The organism is Vibrio crassostreae, from assembly GCF_024347415.1.
Taxonomy (GTDB): domain Bacteria; phylum Pseudomonadota; class Gammaproteobacteria; order Enterobacterales; family Vibrionaceae; genus Vibrio; species Vibrio crassostreae.
The window spans coordinates 2663844-2685498 of record NZ_AP025476.1; the positions used below are offsets into that span (position 1 = coordinate 2663844).

Consider the following 21655-nt stretch of genomic DNA (forward strand, 5'->3'; position numbering starts at 1 on the left):
CTCCCTTTTTACTAATACGGCTAATTCAGCGAGTTAAGAAACGGTTTAGAGTCACTTAAGCTGAAACCGAATTACTTAGTACCGAAGATCTTATCACCAGCATCGCCAAGACCAGGAACAATGTAACCCTTGTCGTTTAGCTTCTCGTCGATTGCGGCCGTGTAAAGCTCAACATCTGGGTGCGCTTTTTCTAGAGCAGCGATACCTTCAGGAGCAGCAACAAGCACAAGAATCTTAAAGTGCTTACAACCTTTCTCTTTCATTAGGTCGATAGTCGCGATCATAGAACCACCAGTCGCAAGCATTGGGTCTACCACTAGAGCAATACGCTCGTCGATGTTAGATGCAAGCTTGTTGAAGTATGGTACTGGCTCAAGTGTTTCTTCGTCACGGTAAATACCAACAACGCTGATACGTGCACTTGGGATGTGCTCAAGAACGCCGTCCATCATGCCTAGACCAGCACGTAGGATTGGCACTACCGTTACTTTTTTACCTTTAATTTGGTCAACTTCTACTGGACCGTTCCAACCGTTAATCGTCACACGCTCAGTTTCAAAGTCTGATGTCGCTTCGTATGTTAGAAGGCTACCCACTTCTGTCGCTAGCTCACGAAAACGCTTAGTGCTAATCTCACCTTCACGCATCAGGCCAATTTTATGTTTTACTAGCGGGTGTTTCACTTCAACAACTTTCATTTCCAACTCCGGCAATATTTAAACAAACCTGTAGATTATACACGAACTCTAAGGTTATTTCAGAATCTTTATTCTAATAAAAAAAACCGCGCAAACGTTTGCTCTTGGTAATCAAGCCCTGTTAGAATAGCGCCGTTTTCACATCCAACTTAAGTTCGAGGACTATCCCGTGAGTGGTAATACTTCTTCTCTAAGCTACAAAGACGCTGGTGTTGATATCGACGCAGGTAATGCACTAGTAGACCGTATTAAAGGTGCTGTTAAACGCACTCGTCGCCCTGAAGTAATGGGCGGTATTGGTGGCTTTGGCGCCCTATGTGAACTTCCAACGAAATACAAAGAGCCGGTACTTGTTTCAGGTACTGATGGTGTTGGTACTAAACTTCGCCTTGCTTTGGATCTGAAAAAACACGACACCATTGGTATCGACCTAGTGGCAATGTGTGTGAACGACCTAATCGTTCAAGGTGGTGAGCCGCTATTTTTCCTAGACTACTACGCAACAGGTAAGCTAGATGTAGATACAGCAGCAGACGTTGTTTCTGGTATCGCTGAAGGTTGTGTTCAAGCTGGTTGTGCACTAATCGGTGGTGAAACGGCTGAAATGCCAGGCATGTACGAAGGCGACGACTACGACGTAGCTGGTTTCTGTGTTGGTGTTGTAGAAAAAGCTGACATCATTGACGGCGCTAAAGTAGCAGCAGGCGACGCACTTATCGCTGTTGGTTCAAGTGGTCCACACTCAAACGGTTACTCTTTAATTCGTAAAGTTCTAGAAGTTTCTGGTGCTGATAAGAGTGAAGAACTAGAAGGTCGCACTATCGGTGAGCACCTACTAGAACCTACTAAGATTTACATCAAATCGGCACTTAAGATGATTGCTGAGCATGACATTCATGCTATCTCGCACATCACAGGTGGTGGTTTCTGGGAAAATATCCCACGCGTACTTCCTGAAGGCACTAAAGCAGTCATTGATGGCAAGAGCTGGGAATGGCCTGCTATCTTCAGCTGGCTACAAGAGAAAGGTAACGTGGAGACATTCGAAATGTACCGCACTTTCAACTGTGGTGTTGGCCTAGTTGTTGCTCTACCTAAAGATCAAGCAGACGCTGCTGTTGAACTACTGAAAGCAGAAGGCGAAAACGCTTGGGTTATCGGTGAGATCGCAAACGCTGAAGCTGGCGAAGAGCAAGTAGAAATCAAATAAGTGATACGCTCACTTACTTAGTTAGTTAATCAATGAGGACCTAATGGTCCTCATTTTGCTATTTAGCCCGCAGAAAACCTTAGTTTATGTAGGTACATTGTAAACAGTCCAGTTAACCAATCGCATGACCCACTCTATGAAGAACAGCCATTCTATGAATAACAGTCACTCTAAGAAAAACATCGTCGTTTTAGTCTCAGGAAGCGGAAGTAACTTGCAGGCAATTTTGGATGCCTGTGAGAGCCACACGATTGATGCCTCTGTTAAGGCCGTTTTCTCAAACAAAGCAGAGGCTTTTGGTCTAGAGAGAGCAAAGTCAGCAGGTGTTGACGCTCATTCGGTGAATCCAAAAGAATTTAATTCGCGTGAAGAATTTGATCATGAATTGATGGTTCAGATCGATGCTTACCAACCCGACCTGATTGTACTCGCTGGCTATATGCGCATTCTGAGTTCAGAGTTTGTTCGTCATTACGCGGGTAAAATGATCAATATCCACCCTTCTCTGTTACCTAAGTATCCGGGGCTGCACACCCACCAGCGTGCTATTGATGCTCAGGACAAAGAGCATGGCACCAGCGTCCACTTTGTTACCGAAGAGCTCGATGGTGGTCCTGTAATCTTACAAGCTAAGGTGCCAGTATTTGAAGGGGATGATGCCGACATGCTAGCGAGCCGAGTACTCACCCAAGAACACTGCATTTATCCTCTGGTCTGCAAGTGGTTCGCGGAAGATCGTTTATCAATGGCAAACGGACAAGCTATCTTAGACAGCAAGGCATTGGGCAAGCACGGTTACGCAGAAGAGTAATTCGTTAAAACTAAACCAAATAAAAACAAAAAGGCCGCTTACTGATTCATTAGTACAGTAAGCGGCCTTTCTTCTATGCGTTTCAAAATAAAACTATTCGAATTACTTAACTCAATGGCTCAGTCGGTGCTTGGCTTACCACCTTCTTCGGCGCATAAGCGACATCTTCCAATGCTTGATGGTTGTTACCAATCAGCTCACCAAAATGAAACAGTGCGTATTCGCCCGGCTTCATTCTAAACCACTCTTCATTGTCAGTAAGAGGCTGAGTCGCCACTACCGTAACCACATCATTAGGCGTGGTCTCTTCTTGAAAGTTAATCTCAACATCTTCATCAATCAGACTCGCATTACCAAAAGGCGCGCGTCTGGTTATCCAGTACAAATGGTTAGTACAGTATGTCATCACATACTCACCATCGCTCAATAACATGTTGAAAACACCTTTCTCGCGTAGCTTGTCACAACACTCAGCCACGAAACGAAACATACCTTCCATGTCTTGAGGCGGTTCAGGAAAACGCTCTTCAAGTTGTTTCAGTAGCCAACAAAAAGAGAGTTCACTGTCCGTTTCACCGACAGGTCTGAAACGACCACTCACCAGATCATCATAATCTGACAATTGACCATTGTGAGCAAAGGTCCAGTATCGCCCCCACAGCTCTCGGGTAAAAGGATGTGTATTTTCTAGATTGACGCCACCACGATTGGCTTGACGGATATGACTGACAACAGCTTGGCTTTTAATTGGGTAGTTTTGAACCAAGTCAGCGATCTTAGATTCACAGCTCGGATTCGGATCTTTAAAGGTGCGAAAACCCTTACCCTCATAAAAGGTAATACCCCAGCCATCACGATGCGGGCCGGTGTTACCTCCACGCTGCATAAGACCAGTAAAGCTAAAACAAATATCAGTTGGCACATTCGCGCTCATACCGAGCAATTCACACATGGTTTAATCTACTCCCTATTAAAACCAATGGAGCCAGAAATCTGGGCTCCAGATGTCTGTAAAATTATTCTTCCATCTCTTTTTCGACAAGCTGAATCACAATATGAATGATCTTAATGTGAATCTCTTGGATACGGTCTGCGTAACCAAAATGTGGCACTCGGATTTCGATATCAGCGCAACCCGCCATTTTACCGCCATCTTTACCCGTCAATGCAATCGTCTTCATGCCTTTAGCTTGAGCAGCTTCAATCGCTTTCAAAATGTTGGCAGAGTTACCTGAAGTCGACAGACCGAACAACACATCACCTTTACGACCTACCGCTTCTACATAACGAGAAAATACGTGGTCGTAGCCAAAATCATTACTCACGCAAGACAGGTGGCTTGGATCTGAAATCGCAATACCAGCGTAACCTGGACGGTTTTCACGGTATCGGCCAGTAAGCTCTTCTGCGAAGTGCATTGCATCACAGTGTGAACCACCGTTACCACAAGAAAGCACTTTGCCCTCTTGCTTGAATGAGTCAGCAATCAGTTTTGCCGCCGCTTCAATTTGAGCGATGTTATGGTCATCACTCAGGAACTTATTCAGAACGTCAGCAGCTTCGTTCAATTCACTTTTGATTAGGTCATGGTACATAAGGCTTATCTCTTATATTTTTTTACGCAACTTAAAGTACGTGAAATGAGAGCTGAGGGTTTTCCCCTCTTTTACCTGAGTTTACCCACAAACATGAAATAGTGTCGACACTTAAGCCCAAAGATTGCCACCTTAATTAGAGTCTCGCTGCCGATCCGTCCAAATATTCGCCACCAACCTCTCACAATTAGAACTTTAACTCTATTGAGATCACTTTTTATTCACTTTGGAGTTTTACAAATATTTAATATTTTGTTTACACTTGACTGGTTAGACCTCTTACCTAAAACTTAATAACAATAAGTGATCTCTGAAAAGGAAATCGATCATGAACATATTGCTCTCCCTACTCGGCATGACAGCCATCTTAGGCGTCTGTCTTTACCATAGAGTTAGTCTGGTACGTGCATTAGTTGTATTAACTGGCGCAATGGTAGCATTAACACTGTTCGGCGGCGTGGCCGTCACTGGTTGGCTTTGTTACTTGTTAGCCGTTGCGATCTTTGCTGTACCGACCATTCGTCAGACCCTAATCAGCCAAAAAGCACTCTCTTTATTTAAGAAAGTTCTACCAGCGATGTCCCAGACAGAAAAAGAAGCATTGGAAGCTGGCACAGTATGGTGGGAAGCAGAGCTGTTCAAAGGCAAGCCTGAATGGAAGAAACTTCAGAATATTGCTGACCCGAAACTCTCGGAAGCGGAACAAGCATTTTTAGATGGCCCAGTAAATACTGTGTGTGAGATGGTCAATGATTACCAAGTGACACATGAACTTGCTGATTTGCCACCAGAAGTATGGCAATACCTGAAAGACCATAAATTCTTCGCCATGATCATCAAGAAAAAATACGGCGGTTTAGAATTCTCGGCTTACGCTCAGTCTTTGGTTCTTCAGAAGCTAACCGGCGTTTCTAGCGTATTGTCATCAACGGTTGGCGTACCTAACTCATTAGGCCCTGGTGAGTTATTACAACACTACGGTACAGAAGAACAAAGAAATCATTACCTGCCGCGCCTAGCGGAAGGTAAAGAGATCCCTTGTTTTGCCCTGACGAGCCCAGAAGCTGGCTCTGATGCAGGTTCAATCCCAGATTACGGTGTGGTATGTAAAGGCGAATGGCAAGGTGAAGAAGTATTGGGCATGCGCCTAACTTGGAACAAGCGTTACATCACCCTAGCACCTGTCGCGACGGTATTAGGCTTGGCCTTTAAACTGCGTGACCCTGATGGTCTGCTTGGTGACCAAAAAGATCTAGGCATCACTTGTGCGCTTATCCCAACGGATTTAAAAGGCGTAGAAATTGGCAATCGCCACTTCCCGCTGAATGTGCCGTTCCAGAACGGTCCGACGCAAGGCGACGATATCTTTGTGCCTATCGACTTCATCATTGGTGGCCAGAAAATGGCAGGTCAAGGCTGGCGTATGCTGGTTGAGTGTCTGTCGGTTGGTCGTGGTATCACACTGCCTTCAAACTCAACGGGTGGTATTAAGTCTGCTGCATTAGCAACGGGCGCTTATGCTCGTATTCGTCGTCAATTCAAACAACCGATTGGCCGCATGGAAGGGGTTGAAGAGCCACTTGCACGCCTAGCGGGTAACGCTTATGTGATGGATGCGGCAAGTAATCTAACCGTTGCAGGTATCGATCTTGGCGAAAAACCTTCGGTTATCTCAGCAATCGTTAAGTACCACTGTACACACCGTGGTCAGCGCAGCATCATCGATGCTATGGATATTGTTGGCGGTAAAGGTATTTGCTTAGGTCCATCGAACTTCCTAGCTCGTGGCTACCAAGGTTCGCCTATCGCGATTACGGTTGAAGGCGCAAACATCCTGACTCGTTCAATGATCATCTATGGTCAAGGTGCGATTCGCTGTCACCCTTACGTACTTAACGAAATGGAAGCGGCTTATTCTGAAAGCAGTGATGCTCTAGATAAGTTTGATTCGGCGTTAGCAGGACACGTTAGCTTTACTATGAGTAACCTAGTCCGCAGCTTGTGGTTTGGTTTAACCGATGGCCGTGGTTCAGATGCGCCAACACCTTCAAATAAAACCGATAAACAGACACAACGTTACTACCAACAGCTAAACCGCTACAGTGCAAACCTAGCGCTACTGTCTGATATCTCAATGGCAGTTCTAGGTGGCTCACTGAAGCGTAGAGAACGTTTATCAGCAAGATTGGGGGACATCCTGAGTCAACTTTACCTCGGCTCAGCAACGCTGAAACGCTTTGAAAGCGAAGGCAGCCACGCTGAAGATCTACCGTTAGTACATTGGGGTATGCAAGATAGCTTACGCCAAACTGAAGTGGCGATTGATGAGTTCTTAGCGAACTTCCCTAACCCTGTGATTGGTCGTCTGCTTCGTGTTGTGCTAATGCCATTTGGCCGTATCCGTCGTGCACCAAACGACAAGCTGGATAGCAAAGTCGCGCACATTCTACAAACACCAAGTGAAACACGCTCTCGTATCGGTCGTGGCCAATACCTAGAAGCAACGGAATACAACCCAGTAGGTAAGATTGAAAAAGCGCTAGAAGTGATTCTTCAAGCTGAACCTCTGTTCGACAAAGTCTGCAAAGAGACGCATCAAAAACGTGCCTTCTTACGACTTGATCTTGTTGCTCAGTTGGGACTTGAAAAAGGTATCTTAACGCAAGACGAAGCAAATCTTCTGATTAGCGCTGAGGAACACAGACTGTACACGATTAACGTTGATGACTTCTCACCAGAGGAGCTTGCAGCAAAGTCTCAGTACCCAGACCAATCGATTGATAACGTCGCTTAAGGTCAAAAATAGAAACAAAAACGGGACTCCTATGAGTCCCGTTTTTTTGTTCATGACATCGTTGTCAAAAATTCTAATGCTTTATCTCTGGCGGCTTCTCTCCAGACAACCTAATCATCTAAGCGAGTTACTTAGGCGCTTTAAGCTGCATCTCAGGTAACGCTTTTTTCTTCGCCTTGACCTTACGAACCACAAACCAAATCAATAAGCCCAATAGAATAGCGACCACATTACCCACCGCAATAATGATCATACTGCGCTGTCTGTCATCTTCACGTTTTTGAAGGATCATCAACTCTGTTGCGATACGCTTCTGTTCAGCAAGTGCTTCTTCTTGAAGGCGTCGTGACTCTGCTAAGTCGATATCTTCAACAACGCTGTACGACTGCTCAGTAATTGGAAAGATAAGCGGGCGCTGACTTGAAGCATCAGTGGCATAAACCATCCCTGACCAATTATAAATCCCTAAATCGCCATTATAAGGCAGCTCTAAAGCGACTTTCATTGCGTCGACTTCAGCTTGCCCCTGCTTGTACATAACATATTCATCAGGAGCCTTGTGCTCAACATGAACCGCCAAAGAGCTCGGTGCGATCATCCCCTGTTCACCAGACACCACAATAGTATGAGGTAAACCCTCTTTTCGAGACTGAATAAAGGTGGTAGTGAGCGGTGTTGGGTAAACCAAGACTTCTTGCTCTTGCGCTCGCAGGAACACACCATTACCAGAGGTAATTCGCGCTCGGTATTTACCGGGCTCGATATCAATTGGTAAGGATACTGTGAATACGCCGTCTCCCGCTTTTTCATCAAGATCAACACCATCATCAGCAAACTCGCCCATCACAACCGGAACCGGGCGAGCTTCTCTCACTAAAGACTCTTCGTTTTCAACAAACTTAGTAAAGGTAACCTTAAGCTTCACGCGATCGAGAAAATCACGTAGCACAAGCGGCTTGCCATCAGAGGTGAGACGGGCGGTAAATTTAATGCGCTCAGTCTGATACAACTTGTCGGGAAACTCATTAGCATCCAAAACAAGATGAGACAGGAGCTTGATGTTGTTCTTAGGGGAAACTTTACCTATCGCTTGCCAAGGGCCAGGCATCGGATTGTCGATAGATATAATGTCCATGGACGACTCTTCGTACCAACGGACATTATCAGCATTGCGCCAAGAGTAGTATTTCTTGCCATCAGGACGAACCAAAACGACAGGTTTAGAGTTATCGGCTCGATAAATCACAAAGGTGACTTGTTCAATACTGGAATCAACTCGAAAACGGTTGTCCAATAAACTCATTACGGATTCTGTTGCCGCATGCAAGCTAAAGCTTAACAGCAATAAACAACCGGTAGCCAATACCCTTAACATACTCTCTCCCTACTGACGCCAGAGGCAGCTTCCGCTTTTCTCGACGAGATCTAAACGACTTTGATGCGCTTCTACTTCATCGGCCGTAGCTCGTAAAACCTTTAGGGATTTTCGACCACTTTCTACTCTTCGTATGCTTTCGGCTTCGCCTTCCTGTTGACCAGCGTTAAATTGCAGCGAAGTTTGGCCACCCGTCATCAATAAGTAGACGTCGGCTAGGATCTCCGCATCGAGCAATGCGCCGTGGAGAGTACGGTGCGAGTTATCAATACCATAACGGTCACATAAGATATCTAGGTTGTTTCTTTTACCTGGGAATATCTTCTTCGCCATCGCCAAGGTATCGGTAACTTTACAGTAGTCATCCGTTTTACCTATCGCTGGATTAAGCTTCTCAAACTCATAGTCCATAAAGCCGGTATCGAAGGGCGCGTTATGAGCCACCAGCTCTGCACCTTTTATAAAGTCGAGAAACTCTTTATGTATGTCTTGATATTCAGGCTTATCAATCAAGAACTCATCGGTAATACCGTGAACGCCAATCGCCTCTTCTTGAATCGCACGATCAGGTTTTATGTAGACGTGAAAATGACGCCCGGTCAACCTACGGTTGATGATCTCTACTGCACCAATTTCAACGATGCGGTGACCCATGTAATGAGGGCCACCTTCTGTATTCATACCGGTGGTTTCGGTATCGAGTACAACAATGCGCTTATTTTCGTTCGAACTGTTTTTTTCGTTCGTGCTTTGTTCTGGAGTGCTACTGGTATTCATAAGGATAACTGTGTCAGACTATGCCGATAATGTGCTTGAGGTAATAGTATCAAATCATGACGAAACAAGTTGAAATTTTCACTGATGGTTCTTGTTTAGGCAACCCTGGTCCTGGCGGCTATGGCATCGTACTTCGCTACAAAAAAGTCGAGAAGACGCTAGCAGAAGGTTTCACGCTAACAACCAATAACCGTATGGAAATGCTCGCCGCTGTCGTTGCTCTCCAAGCCCTCAAAGAGCCTTGTTCTGTGATTCTGACCACAGATAGCCAATACGTGCGTCAAGGCATCACACAGTGGATTCACAACTGGAAAAAGCGTGACTGGAAAACAGCCGACAAGAAACCGGTTAAAAATGCCGATCTGTGGCAAAGGCTTGATAAAGAAACCGCTCGTCATAGCGTTGATTGGCGCTGGGTAAAAGGACACGCAGGACACAGAGAAAACGAAATGTGTGATGATTTAGCAAGAAACGCAGCGGAAAATCCGACTAAAGAAGATACGGGCTATCAGCCAAGTTAATCGTCTTTTTGAATTAGACGTACATTTCAGAAAATGATTTATTGTTCCTGAAACTGATTGATAACGCCTTAAATTAATTGATAGTTTCTTAACCGAACTAGTAGATAAAAAGCCGACAACTAGTCGGCTTTTTCTGTTTTTAGCGGATATGATGCTTTGGCTGAATCCATTGTACGACGCGTATTTGTTCTAAAACTTGCTCCAACAGGTGAGAAACGTCGCTTAAGGTGCCAATGTGGCTTGATAGGTTTTAGCGGGTAAGTACGTTTACGTGCAACAATAAAGTATTGGCTTCCGGCGAAGGATGCACATCCACCTAAGCTGTTCTCCAACCACGTCCACATCGCTTGATACTTACTCATCGGAAACAGCGCGTAGGTGTCACAATGAATCACTTCATAATTAAGTACCCCTAACCAGTCTTTTATTCGGTTAGGCGTGTACATGCGCCCACTCCAAGGCAAACTGTTCTTTCGCCAAGGCATCAAACTGGCAAGCCCAGTGACACTAATCGGGTTAAAGCCAGTGATAATGATATAGCCATCGTCCATCATGACTCGATCAACTTCTCTCAATAAGCGATGTGGGTCATTGCTATAATCTAACTGATGACTCAACACCACAACATCAAAGCTTTTCTCCAAAAAGGGCAAATTATAGCCATCCGCTATCACATTATGTAATGGGTTCTGGATATCTAGGTTTACTTGATGTTGAATGTTGCATGTGCAGCTAGAAATCTCACTACTGAGGCCACCGAGCTTGAGCATATGGTAACCAAATAGCTTTGGGCACCACTCATCGAGTCGAGTTTGAATAGATTCTCTCAACCAGTCCCCATTGTGCAATTGCGCCCAAGTATAAGGACGTTCAAACTTCTTTCTGCTACGTGCTGGCTTCATCAATAATCTGTCTCACTTATTCTGTCGCACTAAAACTGGAGAACCAATAATGTTACATATCAAAAGCATACCTGCATTTAACGACAATTACATCTGGCTGATTGAAAATAGCGATCGCCGTTGTGCTGTCGTCGACCCCGGTGATGCGGCTCCAGTATTAGAGTACTTAGCACACCATGAGCTAACTTTAGATGCAATCTTGATTACGCACCACCACCACGATCACATTGGTGGCGTTCCAGAACTAGTTAGACAATTTCCCGGCGTTGATGTCGTGGGTCCAAGGAATGAACCAATCCCCACCTTAACTCACCCAGTCGATGATGGTGACCAATTAGAACTGTTTGACGAAGTATTCCTCGTCCTAGGGCTCAGTGGCCACACCGCGGGTCATATTGGTTATGTAGGTGATGCGAAACTGTTTTGTGGTGATGTGCTGTTCTCTGCGGGTTGCGGCCGAATCATGGAAGGCACACCACAACAGATGTTCGATGCACTGAATAAGATCACGGCGCTACCTCAAGAAACCGAAGTTTATTGTGCGCATGAATACACAGCCGCAAACATCGCTTTCGCATTAGCGGTTGAACCTGACAACCAACATTTGCAGCAATATCGCGACCAAGTGAACCGACTTCGCGCGCAAAATAAGTCGACCATCCCCACAAATTTGAGACAAGAGAAGTTTGTGAACCCCTTCTTGCGCTATACCGAGCCAAGTGTAGTGAAATCAGTGTCTAATCGCACCGAGCAGACCGACCCTTTATCGGTATTCACCGCTTTACGTGCGTGGAAGAACGAATTTTAACAAATACAGACTTGTCACTCATAGGGGGTGGCAAGTATTATCATCGGCCGTTAATTAAAAAGGCTGTAACATGCGAGTTAAGTACAGCTGGGCTTTGGTATTACTACTTTCTGGTTGCCAATTAACTCAGTCAGAGAATCCAGACCAAGCTTCCGAGCAAACCAACACATCTCCTACTAAAGAAGTTTCTCAAGCGAACGTTTCATCAGAAGCCACAGCCAAAGAAGATCAAAAAGTTGAAGCACCTGTCGTAACTCCACAAACACAACAAGATGTTTGGAAACGCATTGCGATGCAACTTGAAATGGAAGTACCAGACCAAAAGAAGGTCGACTACTACCGAACTTGGTACCTCAAGCACCCGAGTCATCTAAAAACCGTATCAAAGCGTGCTGAACCTTTCCTGTATCTGATCACCACTAAGATTGAAGAAAAAGGCTTACCACTAGAGCTGGCCCTATTGCCCGTTGTAGAAAGTTCTTTCGATGCGTTTGCCTATTCTCATGGCAGTGCTGCAGGTCTATGGCAATTCATTTCAGGCACAGGTAAAGACTACGGGCTTGAACAGAACTTTTGGTATGACGGCCGCCGTGATGTTGCCGCCTCTACCGACGCCGCATTGGATTTCTTATCAGACCTTAACCGACGTTTCGATGGCGACTGGAACCATGCGATTGCTGCCTATAACAGTGGCGGTGGTCGAGTGAACAGCGCAATCCGTAAGAACAAGAAGTTGGGTAAACCAATCGACTTCTTCTCTCTCGATTTACCAAAAGAGACCAGCAGCTATGTACCTAAACTGCTTGCTCTAGCTGATGTCATTGCCAATCAAGAGAAGTATGGCATCGATATCCCTGCGATCCCGAACAAGCCAGTGCTGACTCTGGTTAACCCTGAAGAACAGCTTGATCTAGCGATTGCTGCGAACTACGCAGGCATTCCAGTTAAAGAGCTGCAAGGCTACAACCCTGCTTACAACCAGTGGGCAACGGCACCAGAGAAACACCAACAGCTATTACTTCCTCTAGACTCAGTTGAAAAATTCAACAAAGAAGTCGCTGCCAATAAAGGCAAAGGCATGAAGTTGGTGCGTTACAAAGTTCAATCTGGTGACAGCATTAGCGTGCTAGCAAGCAAATACAACACCACCAGTAAAGTGATTCGCTCTGCAAACGGTTTGAGCAACAACAATATTCGTATTGGACAGCACCTGCTAATCCCAACATCAACTAAAGACGACAAGACATACGCACTAAGCGCTTCAAACCGCCTAGCAAGCACACAGTCGAAGAGTCGTGGTCAATATAAGCTCAGCCATACAGTAAAAAGTGGTGACAGCCTATGGACGATTGCACGCGCAAATAAGGTATCTCACCAATCACTGGCTAAGTGGAACGGTATGGGACCACGCGACACGTTGAGAGTTGGTCAAGAACTGGTCATTTGGAAGAATGGTTCAGACGGCGCCATCATCCGCACGATCTTCTATAACGTAAGATCTGGTGACACAGTCAGCGGTATTGCATCAAAGTTCAAAGTAAAAAGTACAGATGTTGTAAAATGGAACGCTTTGCAGAACAAGAAATACCTACAGCCAGGACAAAAACTCAAGCTGTATGTTGATGTAACTAAGGTAAGTGTATGAACCCGTCAAGTAACCCACTCGTCATGCTGTTGGATATATTCCGTTCACCAACAGCGTGTTTCTTAGCGCTTTATCAGCGAAGTGCTTGGGGATGGCAACCCTACGTCGTATTAATGCTCAGCCCATTTTTGTTTTGGGGTGCTTATTTTTCGAATGTCGATTTTGCATGGTTAAGTGCAGAGCTATCACAGCAATTGGCTCAAACTAACCCTGACCAATTGGCGTTACTTGACAGCAACACCCTACTCGCAAGTGAAATCATCAACGACGTATTTAGCCGAACGCTAACCATCGTTTTGTTGGCATTCTGGTTTAACCTAGCAACAAAGCCAAGCCAACATCAACATAGCTTTTGGCGATGGTTTGCAGCGGCATCCGTTATCATCTTCCCTGCAGTTTTAGGCGACATTGCGAGCTACGCAAGCCTGATACTCAAGCATGGACATGTGATGAACTACGCCGCTGATTTGAATAGCTTAAACGGCTTAATCAAGTTACCGCTAACCAATGATTGGTCGCAGTTTGCTAGCTCATTACCACTGTTGTTGCCTTGGTACATTGTGTTGGGTTATGCCGCAGTATTGACGTGGACTGAGTTTGAGCGTGGTCAGGCACTGGTCATCTCTGGCTTACCATGGGTCGGCTACTACCTAATCTGGGCGCTCTACATTTTAATCTTTTAAGTTAAAGATATAAGGCTAGCGAAAACTCTCTAGCCTATTTAACCTTAAAAGTCACTCGCATAGGGTTATGATCAGAAGCGTCCGTAATGGGCGCTTTTGCTTTTTCTACCTCTAGCCCTCGATAGAACACATGATCGAGCACCAGTCCTGTAATGAACTGAGTTCTGTTGTCTGGGTCAAAGGCTACTTCCGTCAAACCTACCTGTTCCAATGCACCTTTCAAGACAGCAAAGCGGGCTTCACTCCAACTATTAAAATCCCCAGCAAAAATAACAGGCCCACGATACTTTTGCAGATTGTCAGTTAAGCTCTTGAGCTGAGCTTTGTAATCTTCCGTACCAAACGTAAAGTTCACAGCATGGATGTTAATCACGGCCAGTTGTTCGCCGTTACTAAGTTGGTAACGCGACCAAAGCGCGGATTTTGGTAATTGAAGCCAAGGTTCTTCATGAGTATAAGCACAAGCTTCGATAGGCAAATGCGTCGCTAGGTTAAGTACACCAGCACTTTGCTCAAAGGCTTCAAACGCATTAACACGAGTGCTTCCCCACTGGCCACTCGTTACCCATTGGCGAAGTTCTTCTGTCATACTCGCTTCTTGCAACAAGACTAAATCGCTACCAGCCGACAGCTTATTTAATTCACTCTGCCAATTACTTCGGTTTTGCTTGTAGATATTCCACACCGTAATGTCTAAGCCATCAGACACATCAATTGCTCTCGGCTCAGAATTTTGATAGCAACTGTAGATATCATTGCTGGTATTTTGAGAAGAGGTGATCAGGTTGGGTTTATTCGGGATCACGAAGATTAAATGAAAACTAACGACAGCAAGCGTTATCAATAGCGTGATAACAATGATGGTTTTCTTAAACATACAACACCCTACCAGAGATGAAAAAGGAGCGATAAACGCTCCTTTTAGGGTAATAGTTTTTTTATACGGCGTCTTCGTCTTCTTCACCAGTACGAATACGTACCACACGTTCAACGTCAGTAATGAAGATCTTACCGTCGCCAATTTTGCCTGTTTGCGCCGTTTCGATAATGGTATCAACACATTGGTCAGCCACTTCGTCGGTCACAACAATTTCCAATTTCACTTTAGGTAAAAAGTCGACCATGTACTCTGCGCCGCGGTATAGCTCAGTATGACCTTTCTGACGTCCAAAGCCTTTCACTTCAGATACTGTCATACCCGTAATACCCACTTCTGCAAGTGCTTCACGTACATCATCAAGTTTGAATGGCTTGATAATGGCTTCAATCTTTTTCATGTTCATCCCTTAAACTGTGCGAATGGCTCATTATCGGTTAGCTATAGTAAACATTCAATGAAAAAAGCCAGAGCTTTAAAGCTCTGGCTCGAAATTTATCATCTTGTTTAATCAGCGCTTTAAGAAGGTTTTACTTTAGGCTTGCGTAGTAAGCGGCTAGATTAGCAATATCTGCATCATTCAGCATTGAAGCTTGAGCCTGCATTACAGCGGCCAAACCGCCTGTACGCTGGCCGTTCTTATATGCGTTAATTGATGAAGCGATGTATTGCTCGTTTTGACCTTTAAGGTTTGGGTAACCTGGGATCACTGCGATACCGTCAGCACCATGACATGCTGCACAGATTGCTGCTTTAGCTTGACCCGCAGCAACATCACCCGCCAGAGCGTTACCACTCAATAGTCCAAATCCAAGAACTAATCCTAGTGTAATTTTCTTCATTGCATATTCCATTAATTATTTTTATTAAAGTGACGGTGAATTGTGACACAAACTTTTTCTACTTGCTCCAAAGCGCTTCACAATCTTGACCTTCGTAGTTTTTATCTACGAATAAGCCTAAAACAGCGATCACTCGATCGCCATCCATTAATATTGGCGTTCTGCGTCGTAACCAACTGGGTACTTGGTACTCTTGAAAGAGTTTTTTGAGCTTTCTGCTATGACCGCGTCCAACAGGATGCGCTGATAATCCTTCAGGGTTGAAGATCACTCGTAGCGCTCCGTTTAACCCCTTCAAGCTGAAGCTTTGCGAATTACGACCATTCGATACAGCATCACTCTGTGATGGCATGAATTGTAATTTCCCTAAACCATCGGGCAGTTGCAAGCTATCACCAAGCACAACATCGGCATGCCAACTCGACAAGTCCTTAGTCTCTTTCACTATGTAGAGCTGATGATTAAAACGCCTAACCTCAACCTCATTCAACACCAATTTAGGGTTGGCATCAACCTGAGCGCACGCCACTTCATTCCAGATAAGCTTGAGCTGCTTTTGACTCGGCATTGCTTGATTACAATGACTCAACCACATTCTTAACAGTCGTGCTCGTAACAAGTCTGAGTGTTGAGATAACGCCTCAATGCTTAAGCTCTGACTATCTCCCAAAGCTTGCTGAAAGTGTGACTCAAGTAACTCATCGAGCAATAACTCTTGCTCCGCACAAAGCTGAGCACTACGACTGACCGACTCACGAAAGCTCGGCCAACGCTCAGTCAGCACCGGAGTCACTTGATGACGAATAAAGTTTCGGTCAAAACGCACATCCTGATTACTCTCATCTTCTACCCAAGTTAAGCCCATGCCGTAAGCAGCTGCTTCAATCTCGGTTCGAGTTACCGATAGCATAGGGCGAACAATATGAGCATCAACAAACGGCATCACTTTCGCCATTGAAGAGAGGCCTTTAGGCCCACTGCCACGCTTCAACGCTAACAAGAAAGTCTCTACTTGATCATCGAGGTGTTGACCTGTAACAAGCACATCCCCATATCGAATATGTTGTTTGAAGGCGTGATACCTAGCATCTCTAGCGAGTTTTTCTATGCTTTCTCCACTGTTAACATCCAACGACACTCGCTCAATAGCTAATGGAATAGACAAACCATCACACCATGTTTGGCATTGTTCTACCCAGAGGTCTGCATTTGTACTTAAGCCATGGTGCACATGAACCGCATGGCACTCAATGTCGTGCGCTTGGGCATATTGAGCGGATAACTCCAACAACACTCGTGAATCGACACCACCACTGAAAGCGACGACCAACCTACTACGAGGCTTAAGCGCGCTTTGATCAAGTACAGATGTGAAAGTATCAATTAAGTGTGTCATGAGGCTACTAAACCAAGAGGTCGTGTGTGAAAGGATAATGTTTTAATAATAAAAAAGGGTTGGCACTGAGTCCAACCCTTTCATCAACTTGTTACGTTAAGCAGACCTTATTACTAAGGTAACTTATCAGCAGTAGCCGTAGCTCATTAGACGCTGGTAACGACGCTCAAGAAGCGTTTCGTTATCAAACTGCTCTAGCTCTTCTAGCTGTTTAACTAGCATGTCTTTCATGTTCTGAGCGGTTTGTGCAGGGTCGCGGTGCGCGCCACCTAGAGGCTCAGGAATGATTTCGTCGATAAGCTCAAGCTCTTTAAGACGAGGAGCAATCAGGCCCATCGCTTCAGCTGCTTGTGGGGCTTTATCTGAATCACGCCATAGGATTGAAGCACAACCTTCTGGAGAGATTACTGAATACGTAGAGTACTGAAGCATGTTCACGTAGTCACCAACACCAATCGCTAGTGCACCACCAGAACCGCCTTCACCCACAACGTTACAGATAACTGGAACAGAAAGACCAGCCATAACCTTTAGGTTTTTCGCGATAGCTTCAGATTGACCACGCTCTTCAGCACCAACACCTGGGTATGCGCCCGCTGTGTCGATGAAAGTAATAATAGGCATGTTGAAACGCTCAGCGGTTTCCATTAGACGTAGCGCCTTACGGTAACCTTCTGGCTTTGGCATACCAAAGTTACGGATCACTTTCTCTTTAGTCTCGCGACCTTTCTGGTGACCAATAACCATAACAGGACGGCCATTTAGACGAGCCATACCACCCACAATAGCTTTGTCGTCAGCGTAAGCGCGATCGCCCGCCATCTCTTCAAACTCTGTGAATGCATGCTCCAGGTAATCTTTTGTGTAAGGACGTTGAGGGTGACGAGCAAGTTGAGCAACCTGCCATGCACCTAAGTCACTAAAGATTTTCTGTTTAAGCTCTAAGCTTTTTTTCTCTAGTTGTTCGATTTCTTTGTCTAGATCTACCGCTGTGTCACCACCATGACGCGAAACGTCACGTAGCGCTTCGATTTTTGCTTCAAGTTCAGCGATAGGCTTTTCAAATTCTAGAAAGTTCAGGCTCATCTATGAATCCTTGTTGATTCAGCTCCGTATTCGCGAAGCTAAATTTTAGTTAAATTCGAGTTCTACTTGGCTATTTCCAAGCAGCTGTTTTAATTCGTCTAGTAATGTATCACTTGGCGTCACACGCCATTCTGTGCCCAATGTTAACCGCGCTCTAGCGTCGGCACGCTGGTAGTATACATTGACTGGGACCGTTCCGGCTCTATAAGGTTCTAAGATTTGACTAAAGCGTTCAAAAAATTGACCGTTAATTTGGGATTGGTCGATAGATATCGACACCCCACGAGCATATTTCTCACGGGCGCTTCCTAAGTCCATGACCTCGCGCGCGGACATTTTAAGCCCGCCATTGAAATCATCAAAGCTGACCTGTCCGGAAACGACCACAATTTTGTCTTTTTCGAGCAACTCTGCGTAGCGATCGAGCGCATCAGAGAACAACATCACTTCCATTCGCCCAGATCGGTCATCAAGTGTCATCAAACCGATTCGTGTACCGCGCTTAGTGGTCATCACTCTCGCAGCAATCACCAAACCGGCAATCGTTAATGATTGGTCACGACGCGTTGGCGTGGCATCTTTCAAGCGACAGCTGGTGTATTTCGCTAACTCTTTGATGTAAGCGTTAACCGGGTGACCAGTTAGATACAAACCAAGCGTTTCGCGTTCGCCCTCAAGCCAAACCTTCTCAGGCCACTTAGGCACTTGGGTATACTTGTGTTCAACCTCTTCCGGAGCATCGGTCAACACGCCAAACATATCTGATTGTCCAAAGGACTCAGCGTGGTGATGTTGGCTTGCCGCTTTAACCGCATCCGGCAATGAAGCCATCATCGCTGCACGGTGAGGACCTAATCTATCTAAGGCACCGGATAGAATCAACTTTTCGATAACACGTTTGTTGACCTTCTTCAGATCAAGACGCGCACAGAAGTCGAATAAGTCTTTAAAGTAACCGCCCTTATTTCGTGCTTCGATGATCGCTTCAATAGGGCCTTCACCTACCCCTTTGATCGCGCCGATACCATAAACAATCGCGCCATCTTCATCCACGTTAAAGCGGTACAAGCCCGAGTTGATATCCGGTGGGAGCAGCTTGAGTTTCATACGGAAACACTCATCAACAAGGCCAATAACCTTCTCGGTGTTATCCATATCAGCCGTCATTACCGCAGCCATAAATTCCGCTGGGTAGTGCGTTTTCAACCACAGCGTTTGGTAAGAAACCAGTGCGTATGCAGCCGAGTGAGATTTGTTGAAGCCGTAGCCCGCAAATTTCTCTACCAAGTCAAAGATCTTCATGGCAAGTTCGCCATCAACACCGTTGGCTTCAGCACCCTCTTTAAAGGTACCACGCTGTTTCGCCATCTCTTCTGGCTTTTTCTTACCCATCGCACGACGCAACATATCCGCGCCGCCAAGCGTATAGCCTGCCAGAATCTGTGCGATCTGCATTACCTGTTCTTGATACAGGATGATGCCGTAGGTAGGTTCTAGTGTCTCTTTCAGTGATTCGTGTTGCCACGTTTCATCAGGGTAAGAAACCGCTTCACGGCCATGTTTACGGTCGATAAAGTTATCTACCATGCCTGATTGCAGAGGACCCGGACGGAACAGGGCTACCAATGCGATGATATCTTCAAAACAGTCGGGCTGTAGACGTTTGATCAGGTCTTTCATACCACGCGATTCCAGCTGGAATACCGCAGTCGTTTCAGAATTTTGTAATAGATTGAACGAAGCTTGGTCATCAAGAGGAATCGACTCAATACGAACTGGCTCTTTACCCTCTTTCTTCAGGCGAGGGTTTACGAGGCCCAACGCCCAATCGATGATGGTCAGGGTACGCAGGCCCAAGAAGTCGAACTTAACCAAGCCAGCCGTTTCAACGTCATTCTTATCGAATTGCGTTACTGGGAAGTTACCTTCAGCATCGGCATAGATTGGTGCAAAGTCAGTGATCGTGGTTGGTGAGATTACAACACCACCCGCGTGTTTACCGGCGTTTCGCGTACAACCTTCAAGAATGCGACATTTATCGATCAGTTCGCGAACTTCTTCATCGCCATCGTAAAGCTCCGGCAGTGCCGGTTCAGCAAGGAATGCTTTCTCCAACGTCATACCAGGATCTGGCGGTACAAGCTTTGAAATTCGATCGACGAAGCCAAATGGGTGACCCAGTACACGGCCTACGTCGCGAATTACCGCTTTCGCCGCCATGGTACCAAAAGTGATGATCTGAGATACCGCATCACGCCCGTACATCTCAGCAACGTGGTCGATAACTTGGTCACGCTTATCCATACAGAAGTCGATATCGAAATCGGGCATGGAGACACGTTCTGGGTTCAAGAAACGTTCGAAAAGGAGATCGTATTCAAGTGGATCGAGATCGGTGATATCCAAGGCGTAAGCTACTAGAGAGCCAGCACCAGAACCACGCCCAGGACCTACTGGCACATCGTTGTCTTTTGACCACTGAATGAACTCCATTACGATCAAGAAGTAGCCAGGGAAACCCATGTTATTGACAACTTCGAGCTCGATCTTGAGTCGCTCATCGTATTCAGGTCTGCGCTCAGCGCGAACTTTTTCGTCAGGGAACAGGAACGCCAAACGTCGTTCAAGACCTTCTTCAGATTTCTTGATCAAGAAGTCTTCAATCGCCAAACCTTCCGTAGGGAAGTTAGGCAGGAAGTATTCCCCTAAACGAACGGTCACGTTACAACGCTTGGCAATCTCAACACTGTTCTCTAACGCTTCCGGAATATCAGAGAACAGCTCACACATCTCTTCTTCACTACGAAGATATTGCTGCGCGCTGTAGTTCTTAGGACGACGAGGATCGACCATAGTGAAACCGTCATGGATCGCCACGCGGATTTCATGAGCATCAAACAGGTCTTCAGTTAGGAAAACCACTTCGTTGGTTGCGACAACAGGCAGGTCTTCCTGTTCAGCAAGCTCTAACGCAAAGTGTAAGTATGACTCTTCATCCGGTCGTCCGGTACGAATCAGTTCTAAGTAAAAACGGTCGGCGAAGTACGTCTTGTAAAACTCGACGCTGCTTGCAACCAAATCACGGTTACCTTTCAGTAGCGCCTTACCAATCTCACCTTCTTTGGCACCCGATAGAATAATCAGGCCTTCGGCATTCTCAATCAACCACTCTTTATCGATAACAGGCTGATGCTGTACATGACCACGAAGGTAAGCTTTTGAGATAAGCAGCGTTAGGTTGTTATAACCTTTATTGTCGGTTGCAATGACGGTGAGCTTGGTTAGCTCGTCACCGAATTCCGGAGACTGCATCAAGAAGTCAGCACCAATAATTGGTTTAACCCCACACCCATGAGCAGTACCGTAAAACTTCACCAACCCACACAGGTTGGTGAAATCGGTCAATGCTAGAGCAGGCATACCCATTTCAGCGACTTTTTTTACTAATGGCGGCACCTTAGAGAGGCCATCCACCATAGAAAAATCACTGTGTACGCGTAGGTGAACAAATTTTGGATCTGACATTATTTTTCCTGAGTTCTAGGTTTGAGCCTAGGGGTTACAACTGTGTGTATTCTATTTTTTTCTGACGCAAGTAAGCAACTTTATTCGATGCCCAGGTCTAGCTAACGTAA

The 21655-nt window shown here is 45.6% G+C and carries 19 protein-coding genes; 7 read left to right on the plus strand and 12 right to left on the minus strand.

Annotation, left to right across the window (positions count from 1 at the left end; translation table 11 throughout):
- Nucleotides 1–71 precede the first annotated feature (71 nt).
- The gene (upp, locus tag OC193_RS11820; protein WP_017060716.1) at nt 72–698 is read right to left on the minus strand and encodes a uracil phosphoribosyltransferase; all 627 of its coding nucleotides are present in this window, start codon (nt 696–698) and stop codon (nt 72–74) included.
- Between the two features lie 169 nt (nt 699–867).
- Here upp and purM point away from each other — a divergent pair, with 169 nt between their 5' ends.
- Complete coding sequence (gene purM / locus OC193_RS11825; protein WP_048664599.1) at nt 868–1908, plus strand: phosphoribosylformylglycinamidine cyclo-ligase; 1041 nt, start codon at nt 868–870, stop codon at nt 1906–1908.
- A gap of 124 nt (nt 1909–2032) precedes the next feature.
- Entirely contained in the window at nt 2033–2719 is a 687-nt protein-coding gene (purN, locus tag OC193_RS11830) for a phosphoribosylglycinamide formyltransferase (RefSeq protein WP_102432042.1), read from the plus strand.
- Between the two features lie 106 nt (nt 2720–2825).
- Here the strand turns inward: purN and OC193_RS11835 are convergent, their stop codons facing one another.
- Both OC193_RS11835 and lpcA read right to left on the minus strand, forming a co-directional pair.
- On the minus strand, nt 2826–3671 hold the full coding sequence (locus OC193_RS11835; protein WP_048664598.1) for a class II glutamine amidotransferase: 846 nt from the start codon (nt 3669–3671) through the stop codon (nt 2826–2828).
- A 64-nt stretch (nt 3672–3735) separates the two neighbouring features.
- Nucleotides 3736–4314 (minus strand): D-sedoheptulose 7-phosphate isomerase, encoded by a 579-nt coding sequence (gene lpcA, locus OC193_RS11840; protein WP_048664596.1) that lies wholly within the window; start codon nt 4312–4314, stop codon nt 3736–3738.
- A gap of 328 nt (nt 4315–4642) precedes the next feature.
- On the opposite strand from lpcA, the gene fadE reads away from it, so the two are divergent.
- Nucleotides 4643–7108 carry an acyl-CoA dehydrogenase FadE gene (gene fadE, locus OC193_RS11845; protein ID WP_048664595.1) on the plus strand — a complete coding sequence of 822 codons (2466 nt, stop codon included), beginning with the start codon at nt 4643–4645 and terminating at the stop codon, nt 7106–7108.
- A gap of 127 nt (nt 7109–7235) precedes the next feature.
- Here the strand turns inward: fadE and OC193_RS11850 are convergent, their stop codons facing one another.
- Both OC193_RS11850 and dnaQ read right to left on the minus strand, forming a co-directional pair.
- Complete coding sequence (locus OC193_RS11850; RefSeq protein WP_017066581.1) at nt 7236–8483, minus strand: TIGR03503 family protein; 1248 nt, start codon at nt 8481–8483, stop codon at nt 7236–7238.
- A gap of 9 nt (nt 8484–8492) precedes the next feature.
- Complete coding sequence (gene dnaQ / locus OC193_RS11855) at nt 8493–9260, minus strand: DNA polymerase III subunit epsilon (protein ID WP_017060722.1); 768 nt, start codon at nt 9258–9260, stop codon at nt 8493–8495.
- A 56-nt stretch (nt 9261–9316) separates the two neighbouring features.
- Between dnaQ and rnhA the strand changes: the two genes are divergently transcribed.
- Entirely contained in the window at nt 9317–9781 is a 465-nt protein-coding gene (rnhA, locus tag OC193_RS11860; protein ID WP_048661234.1) for a ribonuclease HI, read from the plus strand.
- Nucleotides 9782–9900: 119 nt separating this feature from the next.
- Here rnhA and OC193_RS11865 read toward each other — a convergent pair whose 3' ends face one another.
- Nucleotides 9901–10683 (minus strand): class I SAM-dependent methyltransferase, encoded by a 783-nt coding sequence (locus OC193_RS11865; RefSeq protein ID WP_048661233.1) that lies wholly within the window; start codon nt 10681–10683, stop codon nt 9901–9903.
- Between the two features lie 49 nt (nt 10684–10732).
- On the opposite strand from OC193_RS11865, the gene gloB reads away from it, so the two are divergent.
- From gloB to OC193_RS11880, 3 genes are all read left to right on the plus strand, one after another.
- Nucleotides 10733–11491 (plus strand): hydroxyacylglutathione hydrolase, encoded by a 759-nt coding sequence (gene gloB, locus OC193_RS11870; protein ID WP_048664593.1) that lies wholly within the window; start codon nt 10733–10735, stop codon nt 11489–11491.
- A gap of 70 nt (nt 11492–11561) precedes the next feature.
- A complete protein-coding gene (locus OC193_RS11875; RefSeq protein ID WP_048664591.1) occupies nt 11562–13136 on the plus strand; it encodes a LysM peptidoglycan-binding domain-containing protein in 1575 nt (524 codons plus the stop codon).
- Nucleotides 13133–13819 (plus strand): YIP1 family protein, encoded by a 687-nt coding sequence (locus OC193_RS11880; RefSeq protein ID WP_048661230.1) that lies wholly within the window; start codon nt 13133–13135, stop codon nt 13817–13819. Before OC193_RS11875 ends, OC193_RS11880 begins: the two co-directional genes overlap by 4 nt.
- 34 nt (nt 13820–13853) lie before the next feature.
- Here the strand turns inward: OC193_RS11880 and OC193_RS11885 are convergent, their stop codons facing one another.
- The 6 genes from OC193_RS11885 to dnaE form a co-directional block, all read right to left on the minus strand.
- The gene (locus OC193_RS11885) at nt 13854–14696 is read right to left on the minus strand and encodes an endonuclease/exonuclease/phosphatase family protein (protein WP_048664590.1); all 843 of its coding nucleotides are present in this window, start codon (nt 14694–14696) and stop codon (nt 13854–13856) included.
- 61 nt (nt 14697–14757) lie between these two features.
- Complete coding sequence (gene glnB, locus OC193_RS11890) at nt 14758–15096, minus strand: nitrogen regulatory protein P-II (RefSeq protein WP_004738609.1); 339 nt, start codon at nt 15094–15096, stop codon at nt 14758–14760.
- Nucleotides 15097–15226: 130 nt separating this feature from the next.
- Complete coding sequence (locus OC193_RS11895) at nt 15227–15538, minus strand: c-type cytochrome (protein ID WP_048661228.1); 312 nt, start codon at nt 15536–15538, stop codon at nt 15227–15229.
- A gap of 58 nt (nt 15539–15596) precedes the next feature.
- Complete coding sequence (gene tilS, locus OC193_RS11900) at nt 15597–16934, minus strand: tRNA lysidine(34) synthetase TilS (RefSeq protein WP_048661227.1); 1338 nt, start codon at nt 16932–16934, stop codon at nt 15597–15599.
- A 126-nt stretch (nt 16935–17060) separates the two neighbouring features.
- Nucleotides 17061–18020 carry an acetyl-CoA carboxylase carboxyl transferase subunit alpha gene (gene accA / locus OC193_RS11905; RefSeq protein WP_017060731.1) on the minus strand — a complete coding sequence of 320 codons (960 nt, stop codon included), beginning with the start codon at nt 18018–18020 and terminating at the stop codon, nt 17061–17063.
- A gap of 45 nt (nt 18021–18065) precedes the next feature.
- Nucleotides 18066–21545, minus strand: coding sequence for a DNA polymerase III subunit alpha (gene dnaE, locus OC193_RS11910; RefSeq protein ID WP_048664589.1), 3480 nt, complete (start codon nt 21543–21545; stop codon nt 18066–18068).
- Nucleotides 21546–21655: the final 110 nt, after the last annotated feature.